Origin of the sequence: Sphingobacterium sp. ML3W (assembly GCF_029542085.1) — a bacterium.
GTDB lineage: Bacteria > Bacteroidota > Bacteroidia > Sphingobacteriales > Sphingobacteriaceae > Sphingobacterium.
In genome coordinates this window covers 5,779,509-5,799,019 of the sequence record NZ_CP107036.1, presented here as the reverse complement: position 1 = coordinate 5,799,019, position 19,511 = coordinate 5,779,509, and the positions used below count along the sequence as shown (strand labels likewise).

At 42.0% G+C, this 19,511-nt stretch carries 14 protein-coding genes; 3 read left to right on the top strand and 11 right to left on the bottom strand.

The genetic code is table 11. From position 1 onward, the window contains the following. Position 1 precedes the first annotated feature (1 nt). Positions 2-172 carry a spore protein gene (locus OGI71_RS23990; protein WP_120262149.1) on the top strand — a complete coding sequence of 57 codons (171 nt, stop codon included), beginning with the start codon at positions 2-4 and terminating at the stop codon, positions 170-172. A 34-nt stretch (positions 173-206) separates the two neighbouring features. Here the strand turns inward: OGI71_RS23990 and OGI71_RS23985 are convergent, their stop codons facing one another. Next, entirely contained in the window at positions 207-953 is a 747-nt protein-coding gene (locus tag OGI71_RS23985; RefSeq protein ID WP_282252504.1) for a copper homeostasis protein CutC, read from the bottom strand. A 295-nt stretch (positions 954-1,248) separates the two neighbouring features. Here OGI71_RS23985 and OGI71_RS23980 point away from each other — a divergent pair, with 295 nt between their 5' ends. Further along, positions 1,249-1,668, top strand: coding sequence for a hypothetical protein (locus OGI71_RS23980; protein ID WP_282252503.1), 420 nt, complete (start codon positions 1,249-1,251; stop codon positions 1,666-1,668). Positions 1,669-1,713: 45 nt separating this feature from the next. Next, positions 1,714-2,007, top strand: a complete 294-nt coding sequence (locus tag OGI71_RS23975; protein ID WP_282252502.1) for a hypothetical protein — start codon at positions 1,714-1,716, stop codon at positions 2,005-2,007. Between the two features lie 44 nt (positions 2,008-2,051). Here OGI71_RS23975 and OGI71_RS23970 read toward each other — a convergent pair whose 3' ends face one another. From OGI71_RS23970 to OGI71_RS23925, 10 genes are all read right to left on the bottom strand, one after another. Beyond that, on the bottom strand, positions 2,052-3,032 hold the full coding sequence (locus tag OGI71_RS23970; RefSeq protein WP_282252500.1) for a DUF1080 domain-containing protein: 981 nt from the start codon (positions 3,030-3,032) through the stop codon (positions 2,052-2,054). Between the two features lie 125 nt (positions 3,033-3,157). Further along, on the bottom strand, positions 3,158-4,840 hold the full coding sequence (locus tag OGI71_RS23965) for a sodium:solute symporter family protein (protein WP_282252499.1): 1,683 nt from the start codon (positions 4,838-4,840) through the stop codon (positions 3,158-3,160). 44 nt (positions 4,841-4,884) lie between these two features. Then, the gene (locus OGI71_RS23960; protein ID WP_282252497.1) at positions 4,885-7,167 is read right to left on the bottom strand and encodes an FAD-dependent oxidoreductase; all 2,283 of its coding nucleotides are present in this window, start codon (positions 7,165-7,167) and stop codon (positions 4,885-4,887) included. 65 nt (positions 7,168-7,232) lie between these two features. After that, positions 7,233-7,910: a GDSL-type esterase/lipase family protein gene (locus tag OGI71_RS23955; RefSeq protein WP_282252495.1), complete on the bottom strand. Its 678-nt coding sequence runs from the start codon at positions 7,908-7,910 to the stop codon at positions 7,233-7,235. A 140-nt stretch (positions 7,911-8,050) separates the two neighbouring features. Continuing rightward, on the bottom strand, positions 8,051-9,517 hold the full coding sequence (locus OGI71_RS23950; protein ID WP_282252494.1) for an SGNH/GDSL hydrolase family protein: 1,467 nt from the start codon (positions 9,515-9,517) through the stop codon (positions 8,051-8,053). After that, the gene (locus OGI71_RS23945) at positions 9,517-10,962 is read right to left on the bottom strand and encodes a hypothetical protein (RefSeq protein ID WP_282252493.1); all 1,446 of its coding nucleotides are present in this window, start codon (positions 10,960-10,962) and stop codon (positions 9,517-9,519) included. The genes OGI71_RS23950 and OGI71_RS23945 overlap by 1 nt, the downstream gene beginning before the upstream one ends. A 22-nt stretch (positions 10,963-10,984) precedes the next feature. Beyond that, a complete protein-coding gene (locus tag OGI71_RS23940) occupies positions 10,985-13,636 on the bottom strand; it encodes a glycerophosphoryl diester phosphodiesterase (RefSeq protein WP_282252491.1) in 2,652 nt (883 codons plus the stop codon). Then, positions 13,633-14,517 (bottom strand): DUF5017 domain-containing protein, encoded by an 885-nt coding sequence (locus OGI71_RS23935; RefSeq protein WP_282252490.1) that lies wholly within the window; start codon positions 14,515-14,517, stop codon positions 13,633-13,635. The genes OGI71_RS23940 and OGI71_RS23935 overlap by 4 nt, the downstream gene beginning before the upstream one ends. A 31-nt stretch (positions 14,518-14,548) precedes the next feature. After that, complete coding sequence (locus tag OGI71_RS23930) at positions 14,549-16,114, bottom strand: RagB/SusD family nutrient uptake outer membrane protein (protein WP_282252488.1); 1,566 nt, start codon at positions 16,112-16,114, stop codon at positions 14,549-14,551. A gap of 17 nt (positions 16,115-16,131) precedes the next feature. Continuing rightward, complete coding sequence (locus tag OGI71_RS23925) at positions 16,132-19,269, bottom strand: TonB-dependent receptor (RefSeq protein ID WP_282252486.1); 3,138 nt, start codon at positions 19,267-19,269, stop codon at positions 16,132-16,134. Positions 19,270-19,511 lie beyond the last annotated feature (242 nt).

Here is a 19,511-nt window from a genome sequence, read left to right as displayed (position 1 = left end):
AATGGGAGTTACACGTTTAAAAAGAAAAGATAGAAGAAATAAAACTGTTTCACGTGTTGAAGTTCAGTTCTTGAAATTAGGAACTAACGTTGAGTTAGGTTCAAGATCAAAAATGAAAGCTGACAACCAAATCGTTAAAAACGATGCTATCTTAAATCAATTAGCTAAGTAAGCAAAAAGAAATTAGCAGCCTTTAAAGTTATACTTTAAAGGCTTTTTAATAAGTCTACCATTTGGTGGACTTTTTCTTTTGAGCTCATCCACTGTGCCTCATCCATTCCCTTGACCTGATCCTGTGCAAATTGCATCTTTGAAGGCTGGCTTTCTTTTGCCGAACTGTGTATAGCAATAGCCCCGGTCTCCGCTAAGATCGTCTGGATATTGGAAGAGTCCACTCCAGCTCCCGGCATAATCACAATACGCCCATTTGCCTGCTCGATCAATTGTTGCAGTAAAGGCGCACCCGATAAAGCTGAATTTCTCAAACCTGAAGTCAGTATACGATCAATACCCAAAGCAATAATATCTTCCAATGCACTAAAAGGATCTTCCACACGATCAAAAGCACGATGAAATGTCACATGCATAGGACGTGCGGCATCAACCAAACGCTTAGTATTGATCTTATCCACGGTACCATCTGCATTCAACACACCTATGACAACGCCATCCATGCCCAATTCCTTACACAGCTCGATATCGGTGATCATTTCCAACACTTCTTCTTCTGTATATAGAAAGTCTCCTCCACGTGGCCTAATCAGCACGTGAATACCGATATGCACAAACTCACGTACCAACTTCAATTGACCAAAAGAGGGTGTTGTTCCTCCATTCTCTAAGTTTTGACAAAATTCAATACGTGTTGCTCCACCTTTTTCAGCTTCGATCGCCGAAGCGACTGAATTGGAACATATTTCTAATTGATAATTTCCGATTGCTTTCTCCTTCATTCAATTCAATTTTTAACCTGTTTTTATGCTATGCGAATAACGTAAAAAAAAAGCAAATTACCTATTTTCCACTATTGAGAAAGTAAAGCCACTCTTTCTGGAATAAGCTTTAAATGGTATCAAATTTTCACAAAAGTAGTTGGCTTCTAACTCATATTGTGCCGCATTCGACAGATCACCAGTCTATTATTATTCATAATTGGGAAAACATTTCGCCAAACTATTTGTATATACCTTACATGCTTTTATTTAAAACATTAAGAACCAACATCATATAAACTTTAAGTAAAATATCATGGCTATTATATCAAGAAATATGGAGACACAGGAACGGATCATCAATACTTTTGAGGAACTCCAGTCCGCTATACATAGTCTAAAAAGTCAGATTGTTGAATTCGAAATGTTGTTTAACCAAGCATGTAATAGGCATATCGCATCTGATTTCAAAAAGGAATGGTTATTGGACCGTATTTCCTCCCGTCATACAATGATTCTGATTCGACACGATAGCCTACAACTTATTCAGGAAACGGTCTCAGCCTACCGCGACTATGATGGTTTTTTTCTGGATCACAAACAATTACTGGATGCGATCGAACTATTGATGCTCACTCATGCCGAAGAGGAAGAATATGAAATGGCAGCCATTATAAAAAAATGGCATGAAAAATTTGCCGATGCAGTTTATTTCCTCGCGGACCTCAGCTATTAAGTCGTTGTTTTGTTTTACATTTGCGGCACTGTAAAATATTGAATCATGCGCAAACCACCCGCTATAGTTGATCTACACGCTGATGCTTTCCTTGAAGATTGGGAAGACTACTCAGCTGAAGAACTTATGTTAGAATCCATTGATTTCCTGAGATCCAACTTAGACGCAGCCATTTATTGGGAAATGAACGAAATCAAATTTATCCACGGAAAAGGAAAAGGTACTTTAAAAAAAATGATATTTAAGGAATTACAGGACTATAAAGAAAGTGGTTCAATTGATCGGTACTATACTTCTTACCAAAATGAAGACATTGTCGTTGTCATCATTGGAGTTTAAAAAGAGACCACCTCGGCGGCAGTCTCTTCAATAAATCTTTTGTATTATTTGATTGCAGGTGTAACGACGACCTTACGGAACTCAACAGGTCCGTGATCTCCTTGGAAATACAATGGTCCCGGTTCGGCCTCCTTACTATCCAACGCACCACCGGTAATCCCCGGAATCTCCTGGTTGCTGATCACTGTTTTACCATTCGCTACAACCGTCACCAGACGTCCCACCAATGTAATATCATAGGTCTGCCATTCACCAGCCCCTTTATTCATCATTTCATTTGCTGCCAGGAAGCCATAGACCCCTGCAAAAAGTACAGCATTCGGATGTGCATCTTTTGGGCTATCCTCAATCTGCACCTCATAACGCCCTCTTAGATAGACACCGCTATTGCTTCCCGAAGGAATTTTAAATTCAACATGCAATTTAAAATCTTCAAATTTTTGTTCCGAAACAAGGTTAGAACCCGACTGTGGACTGGTCAAGATCCCATTTTTCACAATCCATTGATTTGTTTTACCTGTAGCTTTCCAACCAGAAAGATCTTTTCCATTAAAAAGCTGGATCGGTTTTCCCCATTTAACGGCAGCCGTTCTTTTTAATTCGGGTGCACGTACACCTTTGAAGCGATGCGTCTTTCCATCGGGTTCCGTTATTGTACCCTGTAATGTTCCATTTTGGATCTCACCTTCCACACTTAAGTTCATCTTTCCGCCTTCCCATTGTGGTGGTATCGCAAATTTAAACTTTCCATTTTCATAAAAAACTTGTGAAACAGGTCTTGCACTCCCCGAAGTACTCACATAGTGACCTACTAGCGTCTTATAACCTGACAATTTCACTTCAAGCCAGGAAGGTGCTGAGGTACCATTGACGTCTACCTCGATATCCCATCGCCCGATCAGTTCTTTTCCTTCAATTTCTTGGTTTTGAACAATTGATTCCTTTATTAAATCTTTAGCGAAAGTTGCTTGCGGTAGCGCAGCGGAAGCCAAAAGCCCTAAAAGAAATGCCGCTTTTCTTTTCATATTGTTTATGTTTATATTCTAATTGACAACAAATTTCCAGCAATTTAACTGTTTCGCTTCTGGTATCCAAGGAGTATCGTGTTAAAAAACGCTAAGAATACGATGCCTTGCAAGTTAACCGGATTTTAAATCCGATCCATAAAAACTCGATGGGCTGCTCGCCATGGGATCAATGAACTGATAAGTATTACCGTAGCAATTCCACCAACTAATGGAGAACGGTCGGCAAAGAAAAAGCACAGTACATAAAGCAACAGCGCAATAAAGGTGAGCGAAAATGCTATCATCTTCAATCCAAATTTATTCTGATTTTTCAGTGCCATCTCCTCTTCTTTATCAATCTGCTGTACAGCTTCCTTACGTGCGGCTTTAGTTTGTTTGAGTGCAAGGTATTCTGCACTTATCTTCCCGCGTGATTTCGCATACAGTTCGACACAAACCAACAAAACGAAGGGAAGTACAACACCAAGCAGCATCTCGTTGGCTCGACTAAGTTTATAGTTTATCAACAAAGGAAAAATAATCTTAAACAGCAGATTGATGCTTAAACTGACAGCAGTTATATATACAGTAGCCTTTCCTGTCAATCGCTTTGAAAACAACGCCCATATCGGTGGCGCCAATAATGGCCCGCCTGTAATGGCGCCTATACTCAGGGTGAACTCGACTATCCCACCAATCAATGGTACGATCAGCGCAACAATAATCATAAAAAATCCAAAAAACCAAGATGATGCACGAGCAATAAACATCAGCTTTTTTTCTGACGCTTGCGGGTTTAACGTTCCCTTATAGATATCGTTTGTAAAAACAGCTGATACAACATTTAAGGCCGTATTTGCGGATGCCGATGTAGAGAAATACATTCCTGTGAGCATCAATCCAAGCAATCCTGCAGGGAGCACCTGCTTACAAACCATAATGTAAGCCGTCTCTGTCGCCAAGCCGGTCAAATCCGGATTGATCGCTTTGTAAACCATTGGTGGGATCATCCACAAAATCGGGCTAGCAATATACAACGCAGCAAATAAATAAGCAACTTTGGACGCCGATCGTGGTGTATCAACACTGGTATACCGTTGTACAAATGTCCAGTTGCCTCCGATATAAAAAATATGATACAATGCAAAAGCTAAAATAAAACCCCAGGTATACTCACCGTTTACAACGTTGAAGAAATTATCTGGAACTTTGTCCAAGAAGGACTGTACACCACCAACTTCGTCAAAAACCAATGGAATGACAATTACAATCGCCGCTGTCAGGACGACAAACTGTAGAATATCCGTCACCATTACGGCCCACAAACCGCCGATGGCGGTATAGGCAATCATTAGGATTCCCAGCACAATGGTAACTGGAATCAAGGGATAGTCCAATGATTCGGAAACAAGTTTGGCTACAGAATACAACACTGAGCCCTTGAGAAATACCGAAACAATCATGAAGACATAGATGTAACACTTCTGCACTGTACTCCCCAAGCGCTCCTTAATAAACTCGGCCGCAGTAAGATTACCTGTGGCCTTCCATTTGGGTGCCAGATAAAGACCTGTAATCAACCCACCTATACACATAGTCCACTGAATGGTAATCGCTACCCAGCCATGACTATACGCTATTGAACCCCATGCGACAAAAGTACCCGCTGAAAAAAAGCTCATAAACAGGGACATCCCCCCTATAAACCAGGGCACGGATTCTCCTCCAGCAAAAAAGGACTTCAAATTTCTTCCGGTTCGTGAGAAGCTTATCCCAACCAGCATGATGAATACCGAAAAAACGATTATAACTACTGTATCTATCATCTTGTATCAACTATTAAATTACTGAATATTATCATTCTATAAGACTATGCATAACACCTGATAGCGAAAACGGCAGCTGGTACATCTGGAGAAGGGTGCTCAAGAGATATCATCAGTTGGTCTGTAACACAAGGTTCCGAAAGTTCTATCACATTTCTGGTCTGAAAGTTGCCCCGCTGCATATAAATAGTCTTCCCATTTCCATCTTCAATGCTATAATTCCGCACACAGAAGGGCATAACGGTCTCAGGATGGGTCATTAATACGGACTCCATCGCATGATCCCAGTCGGTATCAAAATTAATTTCTATCCTTCTTATGCGCTGCTTCTGCTTCCATTTAATCGAAATTATTGGCTGCTGATCGTCAGTTGCAGCGACCCAGGCATTCGGACGAATTGTGGGCCGATCAATACCATTACGCACATTTTCAATCCCAAAGACAGACAGTCCCGCTGTTAGCTGAATGGCGAGATTATGTCCTTCGGGCCGACGTTGTGGCGTCCAAAATTCAAATGAATCCACTCCAGATCCTGACAGGGCTACTTGTTTACCATTATTTGAAACCGCTTTATTCACTCCATTAAAAACAGAAAGCAATCCAGATATTCGCTGAGAGGTATAGGCCAATCGCACATGTTCGTTTTGGAGAAACGTAAGGAAAACATATTGATCCTCATGTATCTTCAATCCAAAATCCAATGTTACTGTCTGAACACCAGGTTTTACACTAATTTTAATTTTTCCCAGTTCCTGATCTGGCGTAAAACCACCTTTCCTTTCACTGCTTCTCAGCGCTACTTCCAATATTGTTGGCTGCATAGCTTCAATCTCCAAAAGAAAGATAGGCAAGGCACCCGCAACGACAGGAAGAAGTTGTGCGGCGGAAATGTCCAGATTTTTCCACAAAATATTTTCTTTGGAGAATCCCTTAAAGTCCAAATTGCTTGAAGAAGTGAGTTCTGCCTGCTGTACAAGATCGCTATTATCGGACAAATGAAAACCTGGTATATACTGACCTGCTCGTTGCAGTTCTTTTTGCAATTCGGTCATATAATAGGATTGACCTAGTTCCCGTGGTACAAGTTGATGCTGAACACATAGTTTTGCAGCAATCGCTACTGCCTGTGCGACATAAGCACATGTCGCCATTACCCGAGTTGCACCAAATGCGACATGGGATACACTGATCAGGCGACCCGCCAAAAAGAGGTTTTGAATATTACGACTATATAAACAGCGATAAGGGATATGGAAAATACCTTTACTATGCCATTGGTTGCAGGGTTGACGGTCGCTAAAGACACCATCCGCAGGATGCAGATCGATGGACCAGCCACCATAGGCTACGGCATCTTGATGTTGACGCTGCTCGACCACATCTTTTTGTGTCAGGATATAATCACCTTCAAACCGACGGCTTTCTCGCTTTCCGGGAACCATTCCAACCCACTCCAACGTCAGCGTGTCGGCTTCAGGAAATTGTCCTGAATTTTTGATATAATCCCACACACCATAGATGATTTTCCAAAGTTCCCATTTGATCTCTTCGGTATCGTGCACGGTATCTAGACGCCCACCATACTCCACCCACCATAACTTACAGCCATGCTCTTTGGCATTGAAATTTTTGAACCGTGGTATTTCTTTGGTAACATCCATGGCAAAAGCAGGGGCAGTATAAGACACTGATTTTCCGACATCTTTGGTATAGAAATAGAGTGTATGCCCCAAAAGCTCTCCATAGGAAATATCTGGTGCCATAGCCTCATCAAATTCTTCCCGTGTTTCAGCGCCCATGCGGAAAGCCGCTCCAGAGAGAAAACCGATTATACCATCTCCAGAAGCATCACAAAATAAAGATGATTCAAGGGTATATTGTGTGGAATTCTGGCTGCAAAAAGCACTTAATGATTTGATCCGTTCACCAGCTTCTTTGTGGACTTCATAGACACTGGTATTAAGCAACAATCGGATGTTGGGTTCTTGTTTTACCTTGTCAAGTAAAATCATATCCAATATAACGGCATTACCCTCGGGGTTGCGATACACATTTTCAACCAATATTTCGTCAATAACCCCACCTTCTCGACTCCAACGATTGTTGTTCCCCATATGAGAAGTGGCACCCAATATCCACAATCTAACCTCACTGGAGGCATTCCCCCCAAGTACAGACCGATCCTGTACCAACACCACACGCAAACCTTGCCTAGCTGCTGTAATCGCAGCGCACACGCCAGACATACCACCGCCCACAACCGCTAAATCGGCGGTAACAACTTCATTCTTTAATGTTCTGGAGGTTCCTCCCTTGCTATAAATCATATATACTTTCTTTTTTATCTAGTTTATCATCTTATTCAACACCCCTTATACTGGGGTAAATTCGTCTATTTTATAAATTCGGAAATCACATCTTTCCAAATAGTGTATCCCTCGGCGGTTAGGTGCAGACCATCCTCCCGATAGTATGCCTGAACTAAATCACCGTGAACATCCAGCATTTTAGAATATACATCCGCGTAGGCAGTCCCAGATTGTTGTTTTAAAAACTGTTTAATACGCGCATTAACCTCTTCGATCTGTATTTTATCTTTCAATCGGCGCGGTGAAGGTTTGATGGAGATATAAATTATTTCAGCATGCGGTTTGGTTTTTCGTATTTCACTAAATAAGGCAGCAAACTGCTCTACAATACGATCTGTAGACCAATGCAACCCAATGTCGTTGTCACCTTCATAAATAAAAATTTGCTTTGCATTATACGGTGTAATCAATCGGTCTCTATAGGTATACAGATCTATTGTCTTGGTTCCGGAGACCCCTCTATTCAGTACAGCCTGACCAACGAAATCGTCCTTGAGCGTTTTCCAATTTTCAATGGTCGAACTACCAACAAATAAGATGACATTGTCAGGTGGTGGATTTTGCTTATCCAGACGTTCATAGCGCTGTATCTTTTCCTCCCATTTCTGCTGCTGTGTCAATACAGCTTGGGCATAGGTAAAAGATATACTCAAACTGAGTAGTAGACAGCCGAATAGCTTTATTAATTGAATTGCTTTCATCTAATTATTTTTTTATTCATTACTCGATTTTCCCCTTTAAGGCATTATTCATCAATATTTATTTTCAATAGCATTCATGAGCTCAATCGTTCGGTTTACTCGGTTCACGCTGCTTTCAAATCATGATGATTTCATACTTCTTATTTTCTAGCAATATTTAAAATTGGTTTCCCGCGTAACAGTATCCGTCCTAAATAAATTACAGATGCGTCATATTTCTCGGGGTATTGAACAATATCTTCTTGTTGAGATGGTCCCAAAATTATCCTTTTATCGGCTTTCAATGGCGATATACGAAAACTGATTTCATGCCTCCCTTTTGGCAATTTGATCAAATCATATTGACCTCGATATCGATTATTACAGTAGGCATTAAAACGATTCAACAGAGTATCACCCTTATCCCCTATTGTCATTTCATAGGGCTGAAAACTATCTGACTGTAATTTCTGTAGTTTTACCTGATGACCATCTACCCATACTTCAAGCTGCCCCACCTCGGGTCCGCCAATATCAAACAGACCAAATATATCGCCTTCAAAAGTGAATGAACATCGCGCTCCCTCTTCCCCAGCTACCATCATCGTGTCAAACCATCCATTGAACGCCTTTAATTTGGATTCTTTTGTAGGAAGGACGGCCCATTTAGTATCAAAATCAGCAATATCAGTAGGCATGTACATCCCTGCGATATCCCATTCATCAGATATCAGCGGTTGAGGCAATGGATGTATATCCATTTGTGAACATCCTTTCATCTTCTCAATCCCACGGGCAATGGCTGCAGCGTAAAGATCACCACCTGCTTTCAGCGGGTGGATTCCGTCCGTAGAAAATAAAATACGTTCTCCTGCAGAACCTGCATCTCCCTTCCACAACAACTTGTCCTGAGATTCCAAGCGCGCAATCTCCATTCCCAAGTGTATTGTAGGAATACTATAATGATCAGCCAATGCTTCCAAAGTTTCAATATGTGACGGTATCTTTCCATTATTATATACCTTGGTTTGTGTAGCCAAGATGGCATAAATTAAACAGATATCGGTATGCTGATCATGTTGGATAATCTGCCTGACTATACCTTCCATGCCTGCTGCATAGGCGCCATTGACTGCAAAGTCTATGATAACCAGATCGGGGTGCTGTGTTAATACCTGCTCCTGAACTCTAAAGGCTCCCAAATCCGTACCTGTTCCAGATACGCCAGCATTGACCCACTTAAATCGGGTGGATGGATAACGTGCCTGCAAATAGGTGGAAATCTGCATCCGGTAACAATAATTTGCTTGTGTCAGGCTACCACCGATAAATGCGACGGTCACATCTTGACCATTGGCAATTTTAGCAAGAAAATTAGGAATACCACCGCGGACTATACACTCGTCATCTCGCTCAAAATCACTTGGATGAATAAGCTCCTCTTTATGGAGATCCACAGAAAATAATAGATGCGAGGCGGTACCTTGTGAAGCTGCAATCTTATCGAGCTCCCCGGTATTCTGCGCACTCAAATCAGTCATTGTAAAAAAAAGCAATAGGATCGTTATGATTAATTGATAGCTACGCATACCATTTGAATACAAGTTCTCGTAAAATATTTTTAACATCAATCTACAACAGTGATATTCGAAGTAAAGGAATTCGCGACGATATCAGATTGCAACATATTCCTGCCCCCGACCTTTACGTTTTTGAAGGTCACATCTTTAATCATGTGCTCCGCATCATAACCCTCGAAGGTTGCCGCTGTGGCACTGCTGACACAATCAATAAATCGAATATTAGAAATGGTTCCAGGTCTATAGACTGGATTTGAATTCGAGTTCTGCTTAATATACATCAGCACGAATCGTGTATTTCCGATGGTCTCATCACGGATCCCTTCGAAGGTGATATTCCTCACATCAGCCCAATCCGAATGTGGTATCGCCACAGAATGACCTCCCCAAGTCATTTTGGCTATATCAATATCTTTGAATGTGAGCTGTTCGACACTACTGGTTTCTAAGGAAGAACCTATACGAATACCTACGCCCACCTGGTTTTTCCAGATCAAACAGTCGTGGGCGCTACAATTTAAAAGTGGGGTTTCACCATCTGCAGCCGCATTTGTTGCGTGCCAACCAAAACCATCATCCCCCGATCCAATAAAACAGTGGGAGAAATGCACATCTTGACATCCTGAACCCAAATCCAAACCATCATTGTTCTGCCCAAAGCTCAATAGATTGAGATGGGAAACGTTGACATTCGACGAATTGACCATATCCACTTGCCACCCTAAAGCGGCATGCCGAACGCCAAATCCCCGAAGTTCCACATTTTGACTACGGTAGACTTTGACAAAGTTTCCAGCGACAGGAGCAGTACGATCATCAATATAACCTCGACCGATCAATTTGACATTAGACACATTTTCGATCAATACCTTTCCTCTTAAAATTGCTCCCTCTTCTAAATAATAGGTTTTATTAGACTCAAGTTTAAAAACTCCGTTTACGCCATAATGTATTCCCTTGGCAAAAACAACCGCCCCAGGTTTATAGGCACTGTAATCGGGAGATCCAAATAATAGCAAGGGTGCTCGACCAGGGATAGCTAACGCATAATTGTAATATTCCGGGATGGTAAATGTCAATTCATTTCCATTCTTCACAACCGGTATATTCAATCTTTTAGGCGAAAGCGTAAAATTTGAGAATGCACTGTTACAAATAATCTTGACCTGTGTACCTGGCACATAATTAAACAATGCGGTATGTACATCCGTCTGCCCACCATTTTGGGCCAGATCATAGCAGGTTTCTTGCCATACGTCCAAGGTATCATTGTTGACGATAACCTGATAAGCCAAACTTTTCACCATGGGTGAATCCAATTGCCCGGCAGCAGAGGCCATTCGTGCAAGTTTATGCTCTACTTGTTGTTGATTTTGCTGTTCATTTTGCTGTAAGCTCTTTTCGATCCCTGTACAACTTAAAACCGTAAACATTAGTCCAAAGAATACTGGTAAAATCCAAAAGTTTTTTAAGTCTTTAATGTTGCTATTCATACTATTAGTTGATTTTAAATGGTTATTGATAGTTGATTTTCATTACTTTTAGTCCCGTTGCCGGCAGGGTGATTTTCCAGACCGCAGATGCTGGCATTTCTATTTCATGTTCCCCATTGGCGTTGAGAAGATAGGCCTCCAGCTGACCTGATCCAAATAGACGCTGGGATTGGCCTTTATCCACCCTGAGCTGAATCTCCTGCTGATCCACACTATTGTTCAGCAAAACAATATAGAGCTGCTTATTATCGCTGTTCGTTGCCAGGATATAATCTATTTGTGCATTATCAAGGTTGATAAGTTCCTTTTTCATTTTCAAATCAACGGGAGTTCCAAATATCCTCCCTTTATCAAAGCCGTAGCTGCGGTGTGGCCCAACTTTAGGTGTTATAAATCCACTGGGAAAGGAGATTTTACCATTGGAACGAACCGCTGCTTCGGAGAGTAGATAATCGGTAATCCATCCCAATTGCCACCAGGCATGATGAGGAAATGGTCCTGCCCCTTTATTCATCGCATCCCAGTAATAGGAAGCGACTCCGGTATTGGCATCCACAAAAGCATCCCGTCCCCAGGCTGCTGCTCTTGCCATATCCAGCAATAGGCTGTCTTTCGTTTGCGCATAAAGTCTTACAAACAACCCCGCATGACTCGATAGCAGAATAGGACCATGATGATTTGCAGAGCCCATAATACCTCCATGTTCAAATCCCAGCCCCGCTTGACTGATTTCCCAATCTTGACGAGCAGTCCCATTCACGCGCTTGAGCTCCCGAGATGGGATGGGATGCGTATAGATCGATGTTGTATAATATTTGGCTACCTGATAAGCCGCTGTTTGATAGCGTGAATCCTTGGTCAATGTATACATGTCGAGGAGGGCCTGTATAGACTGTGCTGTTGCAAAATCAGGTGCAAATCGCGTATCACCACAGACACCCAGGAACCATCCTTTTTTTGCTGCATGTTCGACAAACCAGTTTGCGGCCTTAATTGCGCCAGCTCGATATTTTTCGTCCTTTAGCAACTGATGCGCAACCAATAGTCCATAAAATGTTGGTCGGAGATCGGATAGGTCCCCAAACATGGGACGGCCTGACTTATTATCATATGCAACCTCCCAATGCCCATCGGGATGCATTTTTGACAACAGCCAATCTGCGGCTTTACGCAAGGCTTGTTTAAGATCAGATCGATCTGGTTCAAAAAGTAATATATTGCCGATATCCATCAACATGTAATAGCTGGTGCCAATGGGCTCGCTATACGGCCCCCATTCTTCGGTAAACTGTTGACTGCGATATAGGTAATACTGCCCGGCAGCTGATCCATAAAAGAACCCAGGTTTCCGCTGTTGTTGCTGCAACTTGAAGTTTAGGGCTTCAGGGAGTCGTTGCTGTTTGAGTGTGGTATCTCCAGTCAGTCTAGCCAGCATCCACATCGCACCATAATCAGAGTTTTTCATGGCATCTTTTGCAGATCCATACACGCCACCCAGATAATCCTGAGCACCAATCACCGTATTCTTATCATTTACGGTCCGCCACTTGGAAGTACTATCTGCTAAGACATAATCATACATCGCGTAAAGACGATCCGTTAAGGAACGATTCGTCTCTTTCAATTTTAAAAAATCACTAAACTTATAAACATCTTTTATCACATGCCCTAAAACATTGTACCACGAGGTTTGCTGGATTGTATAGCGAAAAGAAAATGTTATCTCTTGTCCTTCGTTCAAGTAAGACCCAGCCTCACCCAGTACTGGATGATAGAGTGTCGGTGTAAGCTCGTTATTTCGATTCATCAATGACAATCCAAGTTTCCAGTCCGCATGAGTCTTTGTGTCTTTCAACCAGGGATCCCTTGCAGTTCCGGGTTCAGCTACGGTCGCTAAGGTCACTCCAGATTGTGTCGTTAACAGCGCCGCTAATGTAGAGGCTGTACGTTCTCGGACAATGACCGGACGATCAGGGATGCCATGTCCGTAAGCGTAGGCATCCACAAAGTCAGGATTGAGCGCTGCTCCTTGGAATAACCCCGGAATCACCGCCCACTGAAACTGCTTGCGATCACCAATCGCCAGTGATGGCGATGACAAGGAATAATAACCGCTTTGTTTCGCTTTTAAAATCATCTGTACACGGATATCATGCGTATGATCTGGATCAAGTTTCCATTCTTCTGACAGGGCAATTTTTTCGTTTTCGTATTGAAATCTCAACCCCGAGTGTAAAGTTGAAGTCACTGCAGTCGGTTGATAGTGCAATATTTCTCCTGCAGTATTCAGGCTCACAGGCGATAAACTTTGTGACCAGATTGGAATTACATAGCGATACTGAGAGTCTGGAAAATGAATGAGCTTCCCATCATGATCATAAACAGTTGCAGATTTATCTAGCGGCTTATGTTTAGCGTAAAGGATCGTTCGCTGCTGTGTCGCCATCGTTAGCTGCTTTTTTCCTCCCGCTCCATCTTTCAAGGCGAGGGATTGAAGCTGATAGCCATTTTTACCCTCACGCCAGATCAGTTGCATCACACTATTTTCTAGGCGTACATCAGCCTCGCTTTGTGCGAAAACACTTGCGAAGCATAAAAATGGCAGTATGATCATCGTCCTCCATACCCCAGCGCAATGACTGTATCCTCTATTTAACCGTTGCATATCGATCATGGTGTAATGGTTATTGTCACTTCGGCGTACCCTGCTTTACGACCACTGTACCAGTCGGAGGAGGTTTCAAACACAGCTTTATAGACACCTGGGGTCTTGTATACATATTTGTATTCCCGCAGGTTTGAGCTGATGTTTTTTAGTGCTATTCCTTTGTCCGCAATGGACTCCTTTACTTTAAAACCTTTGGTAATCACCCAATCATCATTGTCGGTATCGGATGCAACACCGCCATACATCAATAGCTGCGTTGCGGAAATCGTCCATACCTTACTGTCATTTAGAAAACTTACGGCATTCCAGCCCGCATTGGATATCGTAGCAACATTAGTCTGCACGCCTTCTGGCGATACCTTTACCGCATTAAAAGTGCGAATGACCCATCTGTTCTGTTGCGGCTTTTGGAAGTCAGTGTACTGGAATGCCAAATATGTTGATCCCGTGTCAACCGGATTGAGATACGATTTTAGACTTACGGTTCCGGAAGGCGTATTATCTTGCCCTGTGGAGAAAACGGCTTTGTCTGAAATATCGGTCCAAGTGGCTTTGTCAACCTCTTCTCTAGTGTATATTCCGCTAAAATTATTGGAAACGAATAGTTTTAGATTGTCATAAATAACACCCCATTGTACGAGTGTTTTGAAATCTACCTGTAAATCGTTATCCGCATAAAGGCGATCTTTCAAGTCATAGTTGTGTCCGTTCTCTCCAGAATAGAATACAATATTGTCAGGGGTTCCTTCAAATCGGAATACAACGGTATCACCTACCTTGTAACTTGAGGCATTCGTCCTGACCTCCATATCGGCACTGGCAATATCCTCTTTCATACAACTGGCACACAATACGGCCAGCATGAGATACATCATCGATATTTTCATCTGTGTCTATTTATTTTGTGATCCACCAGATTTACCAACCTGGATTTTGGACAATCTGTTTATTAATTGTTATCTCTGTATTTGGTATGGGAAACAGCACATTTCTCTCCGTCGTGTTCAGGCCAGCATTACCACCATACCGGTGTGCTGCGGGCGCATTGACTGAAATATCGCGTCCCAAGGCATTCATCGTAGGTATATAAATTCCCCAACGAATTAGATCATGTCTCCGGATACCCTCGAAACAAAATTCGCGCAGGCGCTCGTCTTTTATATAGTCCAGAAAGGCTATTTTATCCATTCCGCCAGGCGCATCACTATCTCCATTAACCTCATTTAACGCCTTAACAAAAGCTCTCCTACGCACTTGATTGATTGCTTGGTAGGCGGCAGTAGTTGGGGATTCGTTGACCTCATTTTCTGCCTCAGCTTTCATCAGTAATACATCGCTATACCTTATAATTGGAAAATTGGTTGAATTGGCACTTCTTACTTTGGTACCAGTCTCATATTCCCGTCTCCATTTTCCAGGGTTTCGATCATAAAGTTGAGCTCCACTATAATATTGTTTTTGCGTAACTCCCGCAGTAGTCACAAATCGGTAGGGGCTAATACTCCAATCGCGCCGCATCGTATCTTTCTGACCAAACAAATCGTATAATTTGGCTGTAATCCGCATTGCTCCGCCCGAATATCCAATACGTTCATCGGGACATTCTATACCGTTCTCAATACCAACCATACCAGCCTGATCGATGTTGCCGATCTTATTTCCAAACATGCCAACTTCCCAAAGACATTCTTTCGGTTCATTGATATCTTGTGAATGGTTGATAAATATTTGCTTATAATTGGGATTCAGCTGATGCTTTCCTGAAGCAATCACTTTATCCGTATATTCGATAACATTTTGATAGCGAGCGTGGTCATTGAGAGGCTGTCCTGCCATTTTTAAAAACACACGGGCCAGTACGGCCTGGACGGCTGTTTTGCTCACTCTTTCATTAGCCACTACTCCACTTTCGTGAACCAGGTTTTCGGCTTCCTGCATATCTTTCACAATTTGCGTATACAAAGCCGCCAGTGTTGCCTGAGCTGGGTAAGGGTCGTTGGGAGACTGCGTAGAGGACAGTTTTAAAGGTACTTTTCCAAAGAAATCGGTCAGTATATAATAGTAATATCCGCGCATAAAGAGTGCTTCGCCCTTGATGGCGTTTCTTTTGGTGATATCCATCTCAACACGATCAACATTTTCCAATAATAGATTTGCCCTATTTATCCCTTCGTATAAGGTTTCCCATAGTCTAGTAATGTCCAAATCGGCAGCGTCCATGACCATCACTCGAATATTGTTTATTGATATATTCTTGAAATAGGCCTCATCACTAACGACAAGATAACTGAAAAGTCCACGACTGTACATCCGCCCATAGGTATCGATCAGTCTGTTATAGACCCCATTGAGGCTATTCATTAATTCGCTTTCATTTCGAAAATATTTTTCAGTGGTCACAAAGTCAGGTTCTTTATCCAGCAATTTGGAACATGAACTGGTTAGACAAGCGATACATATGGAAAAAATAAAAATGCGTTTCATCTTGATCAAAGGTTAGTTTAAAAATTAATGTCAAGTCCTACGGTCATCGTACGAGGACGCGGATAAGCCGACCAGTCAAACGAAGGGGTCAATGCTCCAGGACGGGTGCTCACTTCGGGATCGAGCCCTGAATATTTTGTCCATGTAACTAGATTTTGTGCAGCCACATAGAGTCGTATGGATTTCATTCGTAATCTTCGGAGCTGATCAGTACTGAATGTATATCCTAAAGACAAGGTCTTTAGTCGCAAATAGGATCCATCCTCAATCGTTCTGGAAGAATAAACAGCTGGCCCCTGACCGCCGACACGATATAGTGCGTTGGTCTGGTTTTCTGGCGTCCAGCGATCAGCGAAAGAAGCAAACATATTCAGAAAACCACGAGCGACAGGATCTCCGCCTTCAAACTCAATGCGATTGGCATTTAAGATATCCCCGCCATAGCTCCATTGTAAAAAAACATTCAGATCGAAGTTTTTATAATTGAAGTTATTATTAAATCCGCCGATATGTTTTGGATTTGGATTGCCTATTATTGTCAGGTCATAATTGTCAACCTGCCCATCGCCATTGATATCCTTAAAGCGAATATCACCTGGTTTAATGCTTGCTCTGGGGACTCCGTTATTGGGTTGCCCCGCTTTTAGCAGATAGTTTCCGTTGACGAGATCAAAATCTGCGTACTGATAGACACCATCAAAAAGATACCCATAAAACAAGGCTATTGGCTGTCCGGGTATTGCGATATAGGGATATGCATTATTGAAATTTCCCCAGGTGACACGTGTTGCCAAACTCGGCTCTCCTTCATTGAGTTCAAGGACTTTATTTTTATTAAATGCAATATTAAAACTTGAACTCCATGAGAAATTTGGAGTCTGCACGTTTTTGGTCTCCAATGTAAATTCGATTCCGCTGTTAGATACCCGACCGATATTTTTGAAGCCTGTCAGGAATCCCATACTGGGAGCCAAGGTTGCATTCAATAATAGGTCACGTGTCTCCTTGTGATAATAATCTGTTGTAAGGGACACTCTATTCTTGAGTATGGAGAGGTCGAGACCAACATTGGTTTGAACGGTGGTCTCCCATTTTAAGTTTGGATTTCCAAGATTCGTCGGTACCATTCCCTGACCGGCACTGTTACCTACACTGTAGCCTGAAGCGGGATTCATCTGTAAGGCTGTTAGTGATGCATACTCTGATACACGATTATTTCCGGTAGAACCTATGCCAACGCGCAATTTCGCATCACTGATAATCTTGATCGGTTTCAAAAAGTTTTCCTCTTTCAATCGCCATGCAAAAGACCCCGAAGGGAAATAGGCCCATCTATTCGATTTCGGGAATTTGGAGGAACCGTCACTTCTGAAAGACAATGTCAACAAATACTTTGATCGATAATTATAATCAACCCGCCCCAGGTAGGATATCAGTCCATTGGATGCGTCAGTCACTGGCGCCATCGTAATCTGTCCTTCGTCCAGGCCTTTAATACCTAATGATTCATTGGGTACCAAAATGGACGTAAATCCATTGGTATAATTTCGGACATCTTGCACAGTGAACCCGACGACCGCCTTTAGCCGATGCCCCCCATTAAATTTCTTATCATAGGACAGAGTATTCTCATTTAATAGATTAGTGACTTCATTATTCCAAATAGAACCATTTACTTTATTGTTTGAAAAGGGATGTCCTGCTCTGGATTTTGAGTTAAAGAATACTTCCCGTCGTTGGTTTATACGGGTATAGCCACCAGTTGCCCTAAACGTCAACTCCGATCCCAATTTATATTCCAGATAACCATTAGCAACAAGATTTGTACTGAACAGGGGATTATACTCATTCTGCACAGCTAGATAAGGATTGATCCGTAAATCGGTACCTAAGCTCGGGTCCATATCCGGATCAAAAAGATCGTCTATCAAAGAAGCATCCGTCAACGCATTTCCAGTGATTGGCCGAAACCCCCAGAGCCCATACATCAGGCTCGCAGTCGGGCTAGGCTGAGATTCTGACACAACGGTACCATACCGTTTAAAGGCCGTATAGTTTAGATTCAAGCCTACTTTCAATTTGTTATTTATAGTCTGATCCAGCACTATTCTTCCTTGATATTTATTAAATCCACTGTTTAGGACTATCCCATCCTGATCCAATAATGATCCAGAGATTGCATATCGTGTACGATCGGTCCCCCCACGTATCGCTATAGAATGATTGTGGGTAACAGCTTTTCTAAAAACTTTGTCCTGCCAATTGATTCCCTCCATATTGCGATAATCTTCAAGAGTTTTACCATCCTTTAGGTATATATTTGTATACAGGGTGAGATTCTGTTCCAATTGATATTTCACAAATTCGTATGGATTTAGCAGTTCTTGCGTTTTTAGGATCTGATTGAGTCCTACCCAACCGTTGTAGTTAATGACCGGGGTTCCAACTTTACCTTTTTTGGTTGTAATAAGAATCACCCCGTTGGCTCCTCTAGCGCCGTAAATCGCTGTTGCCGAAGCGTCCTTCAACACCTCCAAAGATTCAATCTCTTCGGGATTAATGGTATTCCCAACAGATGTTTCGACCGGAAATCCATCAACGACATAGAGTGGAGAGTTATCTTGTGTGACCGAGTTATTACCCCGAATAACGATACTGAGTTCCGCTCCTGGCTGTCCATCATTTGAACTTACCTTAACACCTGCCACCCGACCGGCTAAGGCTTCCTCGAAATTGGCAACAGGGGCTTTACGCATATCTGTCAAATTAGCTTGACCTACAGCTCCTGTTAGATCGCGTTTGGTTGTTGTCCCATAGCCGATGACAACAACATCATCGAGTATCTGTTCGCTTCGTGAAAGCTGGATATTCTGGGAACGATCCAATTTGGCCGCATGTTTCACAGTAACATAGCCAACCATTGAAAAAAGTAATAATTCACCTTGAGAGATGGGCGATATAGAAAAATTTCCCAATGAGTCTGTGGAAGTTGTTACAGTTTTATACTGATTAGATACTGTAACTCCGACCAAAGGAAGCCCTTCTACATCCATCACTCTTCCTTTGACAGAAGTGGGCTGTTGTCCAAAGGAGGACAACGTTAGAAAAAAAATCCCCAATAAAAGCAGAGCCGCCTTTAAATGAAATAGAGTCATAATAGTATTTATAATTAGTTATCCGTTGCAATCTAGTCTGGTCTAGACTGGTTTGTTTTTATAAAAGTATAAATTATATTTGCCCCTGCAAAAAAAAAATAAAAAAAGATGTAGTTTCTTCTTGAGAATATCTTCAAGGGGGGAGAAAATCATCAAACTTATTCCGTTATCTGAATAATATCAAGACTTGCATATAAAAACAAGTTTATCTAAGTTTGACTCTATTATCGTAAATGACTATT